Genomic DNA, 13147 nt, shown 5'->3' with positions numbered 1-13147 from the left:
TGTTATCGTTCGTTTGAAGTAATATTCGCATTCATATGCGCTATATTATTACATTCGTTATTTTAGGCTCTCACCTACTGCTTGTCAACAGAAAAAGCGAATGTTACAAATTGAACACATATGTATTGTTCGGAAAACAGAAAACCCGCAAGCTATTATGCAGCTGACGGGTTATGATTTAGAGGAATCAGAGATTTTTGTACTTATCAAAGGCATTCGCTGTGTCTGGTATATTTTCCAGATAAACGATCTTACCTTCCGCATCCAGCCGGGCCTTGTCCACTCCAGTAAGTGTATAAACTTCGCCTGTTGCTTTTTTACCACACACTGCCCATTTGGTTTGATAGGTATCAGGTTCTCTGGGTACAGGTTTCCAACCTTCATACATATGCTTGATTTCGAGCGATCCCTCAAAGAACATATTCAAGAAGCTTTTCCAACTGCTCATACCTTGTTTTCGATCACCATTCAATACAAACTCAATCTTCTCAGAAAAAAGGCTAATTAATCGTTCTCTACTCTTCTCGTCATCTTTTGCTAAATCATAGTAGTGAAAATATTCTTCTAAAATCTTCATCGTGTGCAATTCCTTTCGTGCTGTATATGTGTATGCGTCCTTATGAGAAGGTTATTGCAATTTTACCGACAGCGTGGTGGGTTTCGCTTAAAGCGTGTGCGTCATACAAACCTTTTTGTGAAAAAGGAAACGTAGCTCCTACTACCGATCTTACTTTCTTTTGCTCCAACAGGTCGGCAATTTCCTGTAGCTGCTGTCCGTTGGGCTCCAGCCATATATTTTTGGCCGTTACGTTGTACTCCTTCACCAGCTCTTCGTCAAAATTGCTGACAATGGATATGATCCGTCCGGTATCCCTTTTCATTACCTTAAAGCTATTCTTCTGAACATCCCCACCCATCGTATCGAACACCACGTCCACATCAGATAAAACTTCCTCAAAACGAGTTGTACGATAGTCAATGATTTGGTCGGCTCCCAATGAAGCAAGCAATTCATGATTACGCTCACTGGCTGTAGTAATGACATAGGCTCCGGCCTGTTTGGCAAACTGGATAGCAAACATGCCTACGCCACCTGCACCTGCGTGGATTAATACTTTCTCCCCTTTGGTCAGTTGACCATGTGTAAAGAGCGCCTGCCAAGCAGTCAACCCCGCCAAAGGTACAGAAGCGGCTTCCTCCCAAGAAATTGTGGCAGGTTTACGTGCCAGCAGGTGATCATCCACCAAGGTATACTCGGCATAGGTACCGAACCGTGTGGTGTCCGGGCGTGCAAACACTTCATCTCCCACTTTCCAATCGGTGACCTCGCTGCCTACTTCCGAAATAGTGCCGGCTACATCCCAGCCTAAAATAATCGGGAACTCCCAATCCATCATTTGTTTTAAGTAACCTTCACGCAGCTTCCAGTCAATTGGATTGATGGAGGTAGCCGCCACTTTGACTACAACCTGATGAGCCTGTGGTGTAGGAGTAGCCACTTCTCTTTCTTTCAATTCATCCTTGCTTCCATACTGATCTATAACGATGGCTTTCATATTCATTTCCTCCTCGCACATTTACATATTCTTTACATTGCTAGACATACGCTGTAGCACATCTGTCAAAGCCACAATTTCCTCATCTGTAAACTTACATAGCAGCTTTTCCTGAAAGGCTTGTCTTTGCTCTGACAAAACTTGCAGCTCTTGAACCCCTAATTCGGTCAAACATATATAGGTCACACGCTTATCCTGCTCTTTTTTACTACGTAAAATCAGACCTTCCTCTTCCAGCCTTCTCAGATGTCGGGTTACTGCTGCACCATCCAGAACGAGCAGGTGTTGGAGTTCCAGCTGACTTAGTTCCTGACGATGATCAATATGATACAAAATTTCAACCTTGGTAAAGCTGGTTTTTAACTGTGCTTCAAAGGCGTTATTCATTTCTTTACACAAAAGATGCATGCGATAAAACAACTGGCTTTTTTCAGAGCAATGTTCGATGACAAACCCTCCTCCTAATACTTGACCTATCAATTGATATATCAAGTATTATACACCCCCTCTAAAAATAAACAAGCCCTGAGACAAGTCTATATATACAAATCCTACAATCACAAAAAAATGCTCAAGCTAAACGAATAAGCCTGAGCAATCTAGAATTTGTAGTTAGTAGGGTCATTCGATAAAACGATGAAATGGTCCAAATTACAGTGTATTCATAAATCCGATAATACGGGCCGCCATCCGCTCGTGGCCTGCCTGATTCGGGTGCAGGCCGTCAGGAACACCATTTTCCCCTGTAAAGTACATCTGTTTATGTACAGGCAATAGTGGTTGAATTCCGGCGATATTCCACAGATCGCAGCACGGGAAAGAATAAAGTGAGGCCACTTCTCTCACGGCCTGTGCATACGCGCTATAGACTTGACCAGTAATGGCATTAGGCAGATGCTCAGGAACCGTATCACTTGATCCGTGAGGCGGAGTCAAAAAGACGATCAGCTTGTCCGGGTAACGGTTAATTAGTCCTTCGGCAATATGCTTGAGCGCACCATAAAACGTACGCGTTTCTGTCGATGGCGTATCCAAGCTACCGAACGGTATTTCTCCCATCGAAAAATCGTTTCTTCCCCCCATAAAAAAGATCACGTCTGCATGAGGGTTCATTTTCTCATAACGCTCACACATCGGTTCAAAACCGCCGCTGGCTACACTGCTGCCGGATATGCCGTGATTCTCAAAGGTTAGGAATCCCAGTGCGTCGCTCACAAGGTGGGGGTAAGGCTTTTCTCCATCACGCAATTCATATCCAAACGTAATGCTATCGCCCAGAAATACAGCATGGCTGCCTTGGTATTTGCCTTGATTGATTGTCATTCGATATCTCTCCTATCTATTAGATCGTATTGTTGATTTCGATAAATTTATGTTCAATCGCTGTCATTTCGTGATTTGACCGGGTTATTAAATATGTATCCATGTAGCCGAAGGTTGGGGGAGCGGGCAAATAGGATGTTACTTTAAATTGCCGCGCCAGCTTTTTGGACATGAGGGTGATTCCCATTCCCATCAAGGAAAATTGCACCATCGTATCAAACACACCGACCTCCACCACCTCGCCATGGGTCAATTGCATGTCCTGATACATCTTCTCTAAATACGTGAGATACAGGCAGCCATCCGACAATATGATAATAGACGCTCCTTGGAGTACCTGTTTGAGATCCGAGCCTTCATGTATGCCTTTCCCCACCAGCACCAGTTCTTCACGGCATATTTTTTGATAATGAATATACGGGTTGGCGGGATACCCTGTAACAAAAGCAATATCGAGTTCGCCGTCAAGGATCAATCGCTCCATTTCCGTCGTGGTTCCGGTTTTTAATGTAACCGAAGCCTGCGGATACAGCTCATATACCTTCGTGAGCGCCCTCGTTGTGTCGCCCGCCACGATGGACTGCATGGTACCGATGCGCAGCTTTTCCTCCTGCGGTCTCATTTTCATCTCCGTGTCTTGCCATAGCAACAACATTTGCTTGAACTGAGCATACAAGGTTTCTCCTGCGGGTGTCAGCTCCATACCACGGGGCTTTCGGTAAAATAACGCTGTGCCGTAATGGGCCTCCAGCTTCTTTATTTTGGCCGTCATATTCGATTGCAGGTGATTCAACTTTTGTGCTGCTTCTGTCAGGCTTCTCAGCTCTGCCACCGAAACAAATGCCTGCATATTTTCAATATCCATCCCTTCACCTCCCATCAAATAAAATGATACCTGTATCATAAACAAGCATTATTATTTATGAGTTAAGTGTATTATATTGGCCTTGGATGCTATTTTCCACCCTCATTTTAAAAATCAGGAGGTATGGCAACATGATCAAAAAGAAGATTCGTGTAGGTATCGTAGGAGGTTCGATGAATAATAAATGGGCCAGTCAAACGCATATTCCGGCTTTGCTCAAGCACTCGAACCTGGATATCACTGCCGTCGGTACCTCTCGTATGGAGAGTGCGCGACAAAGCGCAGAAGAAGTAGGTGCGGCACTAGCTTTTGATAATTCCAAAAAGCTCGCAGCTTCCGAGGATGTGGACATGGTCGTGGTGAGCATAAAAGTTCCCCATCATTACGAGGCGGTGATGGCGGCAATTCAAGAGAGAAAGCATATTTTTTGTGAATGGCCCTTGGGGGCAAACACTGCGGAAGCTGCTGAAATGGCCAAGGCGGCGGAACTGGCAGGCATTCATCATACCGTCGGCTTGCAGGCACGGCAGGATCTTGAAGTGCAAACGATGAAAAAACTCGTGGAGGGCGGAGAGATTGGTGAAATTATATCCTGTCATATGCAAGTAGCTACTCCCGGCAAAGGAGGACAAGTAAATCAGGACACCGCTTATTTGCTGAATAGAGCCAATGGGGCTAATCTGCTCACGATTAATGGCGGACATTCCCTGGATGCGCTGCAATACATCGTTGGCGAATTCCGCGAGCTATCGGCCATCACATCATCCCGTTATCACGAAGCCACTATTCAGGAAACGGGTGAAGTCATTTCCAAGGATACAGCCGATCAGATTCTGATTCACGGACTATTGGAAAAAGGAGCACCTGTATCCGTTCACATTCAAGGTGGGGTGAATTCTAAGTTTGAGATAGAGATTCAAGGGAAAAAGGGCATTTTGCGTTTGTCACAGAATCCTTCGCTTGGGCATGTTCAATTCGGGAATCTAACGCTCGAAAAACTTGTGTACGATCCAAGCAGTACGCAAAGTCATGGTCCTAATGGCGCTTTTGAACAAATAAGTATAACTAGAGAGCCTAATATAAGCCTGGATTTCCCAAGAGAAGGGGTAACCCTAAATGTAGCCAAGGCTCATTATGTTTTTGCCGAGGATATTTTGACACACACCCGTCTCGCTCCCGATTTCAACCATGCCTTAAAGCTGCATCAGCTACTGGACCGCATTGAGGAATCGGCTGCAACTGGGAAAAGGATCGTATGGTAAGGTAGAATTATAAAAAAGAACCTTTAACACCACGATAGATGTGGAGCTAAAGGTTCTTGATCTTTTAAAATCATGCATTCTCGACCTTTATACTGTCACTTTCAACCAAAATAACTTCCGCGTTGCTGATTGGATATAAATTTAATTGGCTGCCATATTCCTCAATGATGTTCTCCACCGCTTTTTTAAACGGGATGTTCGTATGGTGGGGGACTGGATAGAATTCAATTATCCCGAGCGCAACAAAGGAATCCAAAGCAGGCGCCTCCTCCACATTGTCCATAAGTCGGGCATATTCGATATTCGGTGATAAAATCATCGAACCTGCCGATTCGCCTATATATAACTTCCCTGCATTAACTTCATCAGCAATGATTTTGTCAGCCCCGGTTCTTCTCAACTCTTGAAGTAAATAAAATGTGTTGCCTCCGGTAATATAAATATAGTCATTTTCTCTAATTTTACTCTCTATTTCATTCAATGTTGCTGTGCCGATTTCGATTTCATCCACGACTAATCCTAAATTCTCTAATGCTTTTTTCCCTGAATCCACATAAAACTTAACTTTCTCTGGAATACTTGCGGTTGGGATGAAGGTGACTTTTTTTCCTTCTAAGTTTTCACCAGCGAAATGGACTAAGCATGGTGCAACATCCTTAAATGAGGACGACAGAAATAATTTTTTCATCTCTTTATTCTCCTTAGAACAGCGTTTAATAAAACGAGATATGCAACACTTTAATCTAGGTACATTATAAAATATATTAGTATCAAAACATGACACCATTAGAGCATGACATAAAAAAGAAGTGAACGTTTAATTTCATACTTGATTTAAGCTATTTATAGCTTGAATCTAATAAAACCATATAAAAAAAGGAGACATTACCATTGAATAATATCTCCTTTTTTCAGCTTCATATTCCGTTTTGCAACAATAAATGACTTCATATCTCCGCCGCATGAGGCAATGCTGTTCGCCTTTAGCTAACCCCTGTCGATTGAGGTTGCCGTACAGTAAACTTTCCCGAGCAAAGGTTCGACCTGGCACCCGTAAAAAAGACTCCAACCGCATAGCGATATTTCGCCGATACGGAGGAGTCCTGATGTTGTATAGGTAAATCTTAAAGGATTCATGGTTACGGCGCGGGAGTCTCCGCGTTTATTCCCACTCAATCGTTGCTGGTGGTTTGGAGGTGATATCATACACGATGCGATTCACGTTATCCACTTCGTTTACGATACGTACCGAAATTTTCTCCAGCACATCCCAAGGGATACGTGCCCAGTCGGCGGTCATACCGTCGATGGAGGTAACGCAGTGGATACCTATGGTGTAGGAAATAGATTAAGTATAAATCAAAAATTTATATTTATGATTTTTTTAGTTTCTCATAAACTGAGTTCATTATTTCTTGAGGATAATCGTTTTCTAATAAAAACTTTTTCAAAACATCAAATCGAGCAACTCTATTAGAAAATTTATTTATGCCTTCTGAAGAAGCTTGTTTATATTTTTTAAACAAATCATATATTTTGTTTTCTTCACTATTAAGAAACAAAGTGGCAATCTCTTCATTTTTATACTTATTATAAATCTTAACAAAATTTTTAAATTTGTTAATAATCTCATTGTTTATATGAATGTCTTTTCTAATCATATAAAAACACAGAGAAAATATAGTATATATTTGGGTTTTTCTTTTTATAAAAGTTTTTGTAGTATCTTCATCATATAACTCCCATATCATTTCCATAGCTTTCACAATATTTTTATGGTCATTCTCTTTATCGGGATATTTTGTTTTAAATTCTTCATACGATTTATTGATTGCTAAAGATGCATTTGATTGTTCTATTATTCCATTTCTCCATAGCAATATAATAGTCGCGCTAAATTGAACATCATTCATTCTTCTTACATCTTGGCCAGTAAAAAAATTTATATCATTCCAAAAATTATTAGATGCTATTTCTTCTGCTAATTCATGAAATAGTCCTTTAATAGCATTACGTTTTTCTTGATCATTCAAAGTATATTCGGTTAGATTTAGCCGATCGAACATTTTAATAATATCACCTTTTTTTGCCTCTAAATCAATTTCAATAACAGATAATCTATAATTCCAAATATTTTTTTTCTCTTCATTATTCAAATCTCTGAAATATTTGTCACTAAAAGATTTTTTCATCGATTCTTCCAATAAAGAGTTTTCTTTCAAACAAAATTTATTGTCAATAAAATTAATTATCGCTTTAATTCTTTGTTGTCCGTCTACAATATGTGTTATAGCATCACCAGTATCAGGATCAGTTTCACTTTGCCAGAAGTAAATAGAAGGTATTACAAAATTCAATAGCATTGTCTCTACAAGCCGAATCTGATCTTTTTCTATCCAAACAGACCGTCTTTGATAAGAATCATCCACTATTAATTCTTCTTTTTTGAACATTGCATGAATTTCTCGCACAGACTTAGTGTTCTCAGTAAATTTAAATTGCACAATTAGCACTCCTTGCTTTTTCAATACTAGTAAGTTGATATTCCTCTAAGTCTTCCCACGATCTATATATTCTATAAGATATAGGATGAATAATTGATAATTCCTCTATTAATTCCCTATTAGTATTATTAATTCTAGTTTCTATTTCAGAATTGAAATTAGGCATATCAGTAAAATCTTTATCATTTATATATCCTAAAAAAACTGAATTAGCAACTCTTTGATAGTTCGACATATAGTAGGTTGATTTATGCTTTCTCATTGCTCTCCATATCTCATCAAATAAGGAATCTGAAACTATTGCCAAATCTATATCAGAAACTTTGTCATTATCATTTAATGATTGTTTTACAAATTCACGAAGCCCTTTATATGGAGACAAACTAAAACCGATTTTTGCGCTTCCTACCATTTGAACACTATGAAAACTAATTTCAAAATTTTTTGTGACTATTTCTTTAAACGTATCAATTTTCTCAATTACTGTCTCATTCTCACCATTGGAGTATTCTTCAAAATACCAGTTATATGATTTCACTATATACTTCATATAAAATTCAGCTGGTTTTAATTGTATCAATTCACTTTTCATCACGCTATATTCATACATTTAGTTCGCACTCCAATATTAAAATATGTTAGAAATTAATTTATATAAACTCTTAGCAATTCCATGTGACATATAATATGGGACGCCATTACCTATTGTTTTAAATTTATCTGTTAAAGTCATGGTTTCAGGCAATACAAATTCTTTAGGTAATGATTGAATAGCTAATGCTTCTGATGCAGATAACCTTCTACTCTTATAAGGGTGTAAATGTACTTCATTATTTCCGTAAGCTGCTGTTGGAGAGTATCTCCATCTGTGCAAACGTTTAAAAGATTTTTTTGAAATGTCTCCTTCTAAAATAGTGTTGAATTTTTCTAAAGCCTGCCGAGGTTTGAAATAATCAACTGAATTAAGATGATTATATACATCATTTTCTTTAAACCAATATTCAATAGTTAATTCAGGTTTAATATTATTTGGCATATCTAAATCATCGTCAACCAAATAATCGGTTTGTTCAGGCCAATTATAGCTTTTTATTTCTTCTAAATTATCTTGGCTAACTCCCCATCCAAAATTCTCAATCAGTTTTTCAACTATACTAGAATCTTCTTTCAAAGATTTTTTTAAAAAACCCACCATGAATATTCTTTCTCTATCTTGTGGCACCCCATATTGTAATGCATTTAATAATCTATCCTGAAGAATATAACCGTTCATATGAAGCAGCTTCTTCATTTCGTCATAAAAAATTTTGTGTTTTTTTGTTCTTAATAGTCCTTTAACATTTTCAAAAAGAAAAAAATCAGGTTTCTCTTTGACTATTAGTTCAAAGTAAGTTTTCGTTAATTTACCATTATCACCGTCACTTCCTTTATTTTTCCCTGCAGAAGAAAAATCAGGACAAGGTGGCCCACCAATGAAACCAACTACACCTTCTTTTCTCTCATTTATAATTTTTTTTCTCAAACTATTACTATTTAAATAAGTAGTAATATCCTCAGCATGATAACCATATTTAGGGGGTTGTATTTGCATTTTTTGACGTGAAAATTTATAGGCATTTAAAAAAGGTTCATAAAATTCATTCACCTCTACAACTTTATATCCAGATTTTTCAAATCCTAAATCTAAAAATCCAGAACCCGAAAAAAAAGAAAAAATACTTACATTCATATTGATTACCTACTTTTCCCACTCAATTTATGAATAATTCCACACGCTTATCACTCATGATAATAAACATCGGTTTCTGTCTATTAAATTATATATTTTATATATGTTAATAGTCCATAATAAACTCTATCTTCCAGTTTATAATTAAGAACATACGTTTTCAATACATTAATAAAAAAGGTTAAGAACTTTGATTAACAAAGTTCTTAACCTTTTAACTTACATTTCTATTCCCACTCAATCGTTGCTGGTGGTTTGGAGGTGATATCATACACGATGCGATTCACGTTATCCACTTCGTTTACGATACGTACCGAAATTTTCTCCAGCACATCCCAAGGGATACGTGCCCAGTCGGCGGTCATACCGTCGATGGAGGTTACTGCACGAATACCTACAGTGTAAGAATACGTACGAGCATCGCCCATAACGCCAACACTCTTCATATTCGGCAAAGCGGTAAAGTATTGCCAGATTTCCCGGTCCAGACCGGCTTTAGCAATCTCCTCGCGCAAAATGTAATCCGACTCACGAACAATGGTTAGCTTGTCCTCTGTCACTTCACCCAGCACACGAATGGCAAGACCCGGACCTGGGAACGGCTGACGCCATACAATCTCAGGTGGCAGTCCGCATTCTTCGCCGACTTTACGCACTTCGTCCTTGAACAGGGCATTCAACGGCTCGATCAGCTTGAACTTCATGTTCTCCGGCAAACCACCCACATTATGATGGGATTTAATGGTCTGTGCCGTTGCTGTTCCGCTCTCTACAATATCCGTATACAGCGTACCCTGTGCCAGGAAAGTAAAATCGTCAAATTGAGAAGATTCTTCCTCGAACACATAGATAAACTCGTTACCGATGATTTTACGTTTTTGTTCCGGATCATCAACTCCTGCCAGCTTGGACAAGAAGCGCTCACGTGCGTCAATTTTGACAACTTTCATATCAAATTTACCAACGAACGTCTCCATTACACTTTCGGCTTCACCTTTGCGCAGCAATCCATGGTCAATGAACATACACGTCAGTTGGTCACCGATCGCTTTGTGAATAAGCATCGCTACAACGGAAGAATCCACGCCACCGCTTAAGGCACACAATACTTTCTTGTCGCCAACCTGTTGACGAATCTCACGAATTTGATCTTCAATGAACGATTCCATGGTCCAGTTGCCTTCACAACCACACACTTCATAAAGGAAGTTGCTGATCATCTCGTTACCTTGAACGGAATGACGTACCTCTGGATGGAATTGCACCGCATACAGATTCCGCTCCAGGTTACTCATCGCGGCAATCGGCGCACTCTCTGTTCCTGCATCTAGTGTAAATCCGGTTGGCAGATCTGTAACGTGATCCCCATGGCTCATCCATACGGTTTGACGAGAATCCAGTCCTTTAGCCAAGCGAGCATCCTGATTGAATTGCACGTCTGCTTTGCCATACTCACGCTTGCCCGCACGTTCTACCTTACCATCCAGTTGGTGAGCCATCAGCTGCATGCCATAGCAAATACCAAAGATAGGGATGCCAAGATCATAAATTGCCCGATCCACCTGAGGAGCATTGTCTGTATATACGCTGGAAGGTCCGCCTGAGAAAACAATCCCTTTTGGCGCCAGCTCTCTCAGCTTCTCCGCAGGCGTATTGTATGGAAGGAGCTCGCTATATACACCGAGATCCCGAATTCTTCTTGCGATTAACTGGTTGTATTGTCCTCCAAAATCGAGAACTACAACGATTTCATTAGGCTTATTCATTACCGTGCCTCCCTCAATTGTTCGTTTCATTATACGCAACGATAAAACAAGACGTCAAGAAATCAACCGGAGTTGAGTGGGCATGAAAAGATTGTTAAAATGAATTGATTCTAAAATACTCAATCTGTTCGTAGGAGTGTAAACGATGGATGTGCTGAAGTGGATCGCGCAATTGTTCGAAGAATACGGCTACGGCGTCCTTTTTTTCGGCTTGCTGCTTGAGTTTATTGCTTTACCTTTTCCCGGGGAAACCACAATGGCTTATGCGGGATATCTTTCCTATGCCGGTACCCTGGATTACGGTAAACTGGTGCTACTAGCTTTCTTGGGCACAACCATCGGTATGACTATTACCTACTTTATCGGAAAGTGGGCTGGACTCCCCTTTATTCAGAAATATGGTAAATGGGTTTTGTTATCGCCGGACAAGCTTCAGAAAACACAAAAATGGTTTCAACGATATGGATACTGGCTTATTTTCCTTGGATATTTCATCCCCGGTGTCAGGCATTTTACCGGTTATTTTGCCGGGATTATTGCTCTTTCTTTCCGTAAATTTGTCTTGTATGCTTACAGCGGCGCTTTATTCTGGGTCATCCTCTTTCTAAGCATCGGCAAGCTGTTTGGTCCCCAATGGGATGTCATTTTCCATTTGGTAGAGCTGTATGCACTGCGAATTGCGGGAGTCGTTGGGTTTATGATCCTGCTGTATATTATTTACCGGTGGAGAAACTTTCTGTTTAGTTGGCTACGCAAATCCGAAAAATCAGTGAAAACCAGCAACAAGGATGACACGGAGTAGTCAAACTCCTGCTGCCTTACGACTACGGGTCCTTGCATAATACATTGAAATCACGATAGATATCACAACAAACCCCGCGCCTCCACCCAAGCCCAACATACGCGGCTCCATCATTTCAATCGCCACCCCTGCTCCAAACATAGACAGTCCGATGATACCTTGGCTCCACGCCGTCAGCATGCCCAACAATGGACCCTGTAAATACAATGGGGTCTCCTGCATTAATAATGTATCCAGACAAATCGCCCCCACCCCGCCAGCCAACGAAATTAAGAAGTAAATGGCAACCGCCGCCCATACGTGATAAATACCGCTTAATCCCATAAGTAAAATCCCTTCCAACAAAAGGCACATCAGTCCTCCCTTCAACAAAGAACGACTGAATAAACGCCCTATTGCATAGCTGGCAACCAGACCCACGCCCAAAGCGGCGTAAAACAATCCGATCCCGGCATCGCCCAGCCTGAATTCCTGCACTGCATATACACTGATCAGAACATTATCAATGCCATTGAGCATGGGAACCAGCAACTCAAATGCAACAACGACTTGGAGAGGAACGGATGCACGAATACAGTCCAACATTCGCGATCTGCTCCGGTTTGGATGATCTAACAACGAAGGGCTTTTATGTGGTTTAACACAGGAATCCTCCCTGTTTATTTTCTCCTTCATGACAGGTGGGAATGCAATATTGCGAACGATCAGACCTGCGGCAAAAAAACTTGCTGCGTTCAGTATAAATGCGGCTTGTGGTCCAAAGAGAGCAGATATGATGCCTCCGGCAGCAGCACCAACGACCAGCACCAGCCCACTCATCACTTGCTCAAGACTGTTCACTTTCAATAACTCCGACGGACGAACAAGCAGCGGGATGGATGATTTACGAGCAGGAGCATACACCGCTTCTCCGCAAGCTAGAAGGGTACTAACCCCATAAATGATCCATATATCCTCAGGACTATGAACACTTAAAAAACCAAGGGCTACCAAGCCTCTGAATAGATCCGTGGTCATCATAAGTGTACGCCGGGATATGCGGGTAATAAGCACACCCGCCGCAGGTGACAGGACTAAAAAAGGAATCACTCGCAATCCCAGCATTATACCTACGCTGAATCCTGAACTGGTAAGCCGATAAATCAAAGCCAACAAAGCGATCTGACAGAAACGGTCTCCAATTCCGTTAATGATGCCTGCGGCAAATAACTTCCTGTATTGCCTGTCTAACATTTTAAACAGCTCCATATCGATAGAATTCTTTTATTATATATAAATCTAATTAGTTATTTGTCTAATTTATAAGTTTACTATACAACCGTCAAGGCATAAATTCATAT

General features: G+C 40.6%; 13 protein-coding genes and 1 pseudogene. 2 read left to right on the top strand and 12 right to left on the bottom strand.

Annotated features, from left to right (window positions below):
* Nucleotides 1-187: 187 nt before the first annotated feature.
* From JOE49_RS09705 to JOE49_RS09685, 5 genes are all read right to left on the bottom strand, one after another.
* Nucleotides 188-577 carry a nuclear transport factor 2 family protein gene (locus JOE49_RS09705; RefSeq protein WP_076295347.1) on the bottom strand — a complete coding sequence of 130 codons (390 nt, stop codon included), beginning with the start codon at nt 575-577 and terminating at the stop codon, nt 188-190.
* Between the two features lie 40 nt (nt 578-617).
* Nucleotides 618-1556, bottom strand: coding sequence for an NADP-dependent oxidoreductase (locus JOE49_RS09700; protein ID WP_053324647.1), 939 nt, complete (start codon nt 1554-1556; stop codon nt 618-620).
* A 21-nt stretch (nt 1557-1577) separates the two neighbouring features.
* Nucleotides 1578-2048: a MarR family winged helix-turn-helix transcriptional regulator gene (locus JOE49_RS09695; protein ID WP_023987036.1), complete on the bottom strand. Its 471-nt coding sequence runs from the start codon at nt 2046-2048 to the stop codon at nt 1578-1580.
* A gap of 159 nt (nt 2049-2207) precedes the next feature.
* Nucleotides 2208-2879 carry an SGNH/GDSL hydrolase family protein gene (locus JOE49_RS09690; protein ID WP_023987035.1) on the bottom strand — a complete coding sequence of 224 codons (672 nt, stop codon included), beginning with the start codon at nt 2877-2879 and terminating at the stop codon, nt 2208-2210.
* Nucleotides 2880-2898: 19 nt separating this feature from the next.
* A complete protein-coding gene (locus JOE49_RS09685) occupies nt 2899-3744 on the bottom strand; it encodes a LysR family transcriptional regulator (protein WP_209940982.1) in 846 nt (281 codons plus the stop codon).
* 131 nt (nt 3745-3875) lie between these two features.
* Here JOE49_RS09685 and JOE49_RS09680 point away from each other — a divergent pair, with 131 nt between their 5' ends.
* Nucleotides 3876-5006 carry a Gfo/Idh/MocA family protein gene (locus JOE49_RS09680; protein WP_209940981.1) on the top strand — a complete coding sequence of 377 codons (1131 nt, stop codon included), beginning with the start codon at nt 3876-3878 and terminating at the stop codon, nt 5004-5006.
* A 70-nt stretch (nt 5007-5076) separates the two neighbouring features.
* Here JOE49_RS09680 and JOE49_RS09675 read toward each other — a convergent pair whose 3' ends face one another.
* The 6 genes and pseudogenes from JOE49_RS09675 to guaA all read right to left on the bottom strand — a co-directional run bounded on the left by JOE49_RS09675 (nt 5077) and on the right by guaA (nt 11005).
* On the bottom strand, nt 5077-5694 hold the full coding sequence (locus JOE49_RS09675; protein ID WP_209940980.1) for a Type 1 glutamine amidotransferase-like domain-containing protein: 618 nt from the start codon (nt 5692-5694) through the stop codon (nt 5077-5079).
* Nucleotides 5695-6168: 474 nt separating this feature from the next.
* Nucleotides 6169-6345: pseudogene (locus tag JOE49_RS09670) on the bottom strand (GMP synthase (glutamine-hydrolyzing)); the annotation flags it as partial.
* Nucleotides 6346-6379: 34 nt separating this feature from the next.
* Nucleotides 6380-7510, bottom strand: a complete 1131-nt coding sequence (locus JOE49_RS09665; protein WP_209940979.1) for a DUF262 domain-containing protein — start codon at nt 7508-7510, stop codon at nt 6380-6382.
* A complete protein-coding gene (locus tag JOE49_RS09660; protein ID WP_209940978.1) occupies nt 7500-8120 on the bottom strand; it encodes a hypothetical protein in 621 nt (206 codons plus the stop codon). Before JOE49_RS09660 ends, JOE49_RS09665 begins: the two co-directional genes overlap by 11 nt.
* Before the next feature lie 18 nt (nt 8121-8138).
* On the bottom strand, nt 8139-9239 hold the full coding sequence (locus tag JOE49_RS09655) for a DNA cytosine methyltransferase (RefSeq protein WP_245248364.1): 1101 nt from the start codon (nt 9237-9239) through the stop codon (nt 8139-8141).
* A gap of 227 nt (nt 9240-9466) precedes the next feature.
* A complete protein-coding gene (guaA, locus tag JOE49_RS09650; RefSeq protein ID WP_023987031.1) occupies nt 9467-11005 on the bottom strand; it encodes a glutamine-hydrolyzing GMP synthase in 1539 nt (512 codons plus the stop codon).
* Nucleotides 11006-11150: 145 nt separating this feature from the next.
* Between guaA and JOE49_RS09645 the strand changes: the two genes are divergently transcribed.
* On the top strand, nt 11151-11807 hold the full coding sequence (locus tag JOE49_RS09645; RefSeq protein WP_209940977.1) for a DedA family protein: 657 nt from the start codon (nt 11151-11153) through the stop codon (nt 11805-11807).
* Here the strand turns inward: JOE49_RS09645 and JOE49_RS09640 are convergent, their stop codons facing one another.
* Nucleotides 11808-13040, bottom strand: a complete 1233-nt coding sequence (locus tag JOE49_RS09640; RefSeq protein ID WP_209940976.1) for an MFS transporter — start codon at nt 13038-13040, stop codon at nt 11808-11810.
* Between the last annotated feature and the right edge of the window lie 107 nt (nt 13041-13147).

The sequence above is a fragment of the Paenibacillus sp. PvR133 genome (assembly GCF_017833155.1).
In the GTDB taxonomy this organism is placed as follows: Bacteria; Bacillota; Bacilli; order Paenibacillales; family Paenibacillaceae; genus Paenibacillus; species Paenibacillus polymyxa_B.
The sequence above is the reverse complement of the archived record's forward strand: the minus strand, read 5'-3'. Positions and strand labels throughout refer to the sequence as shown.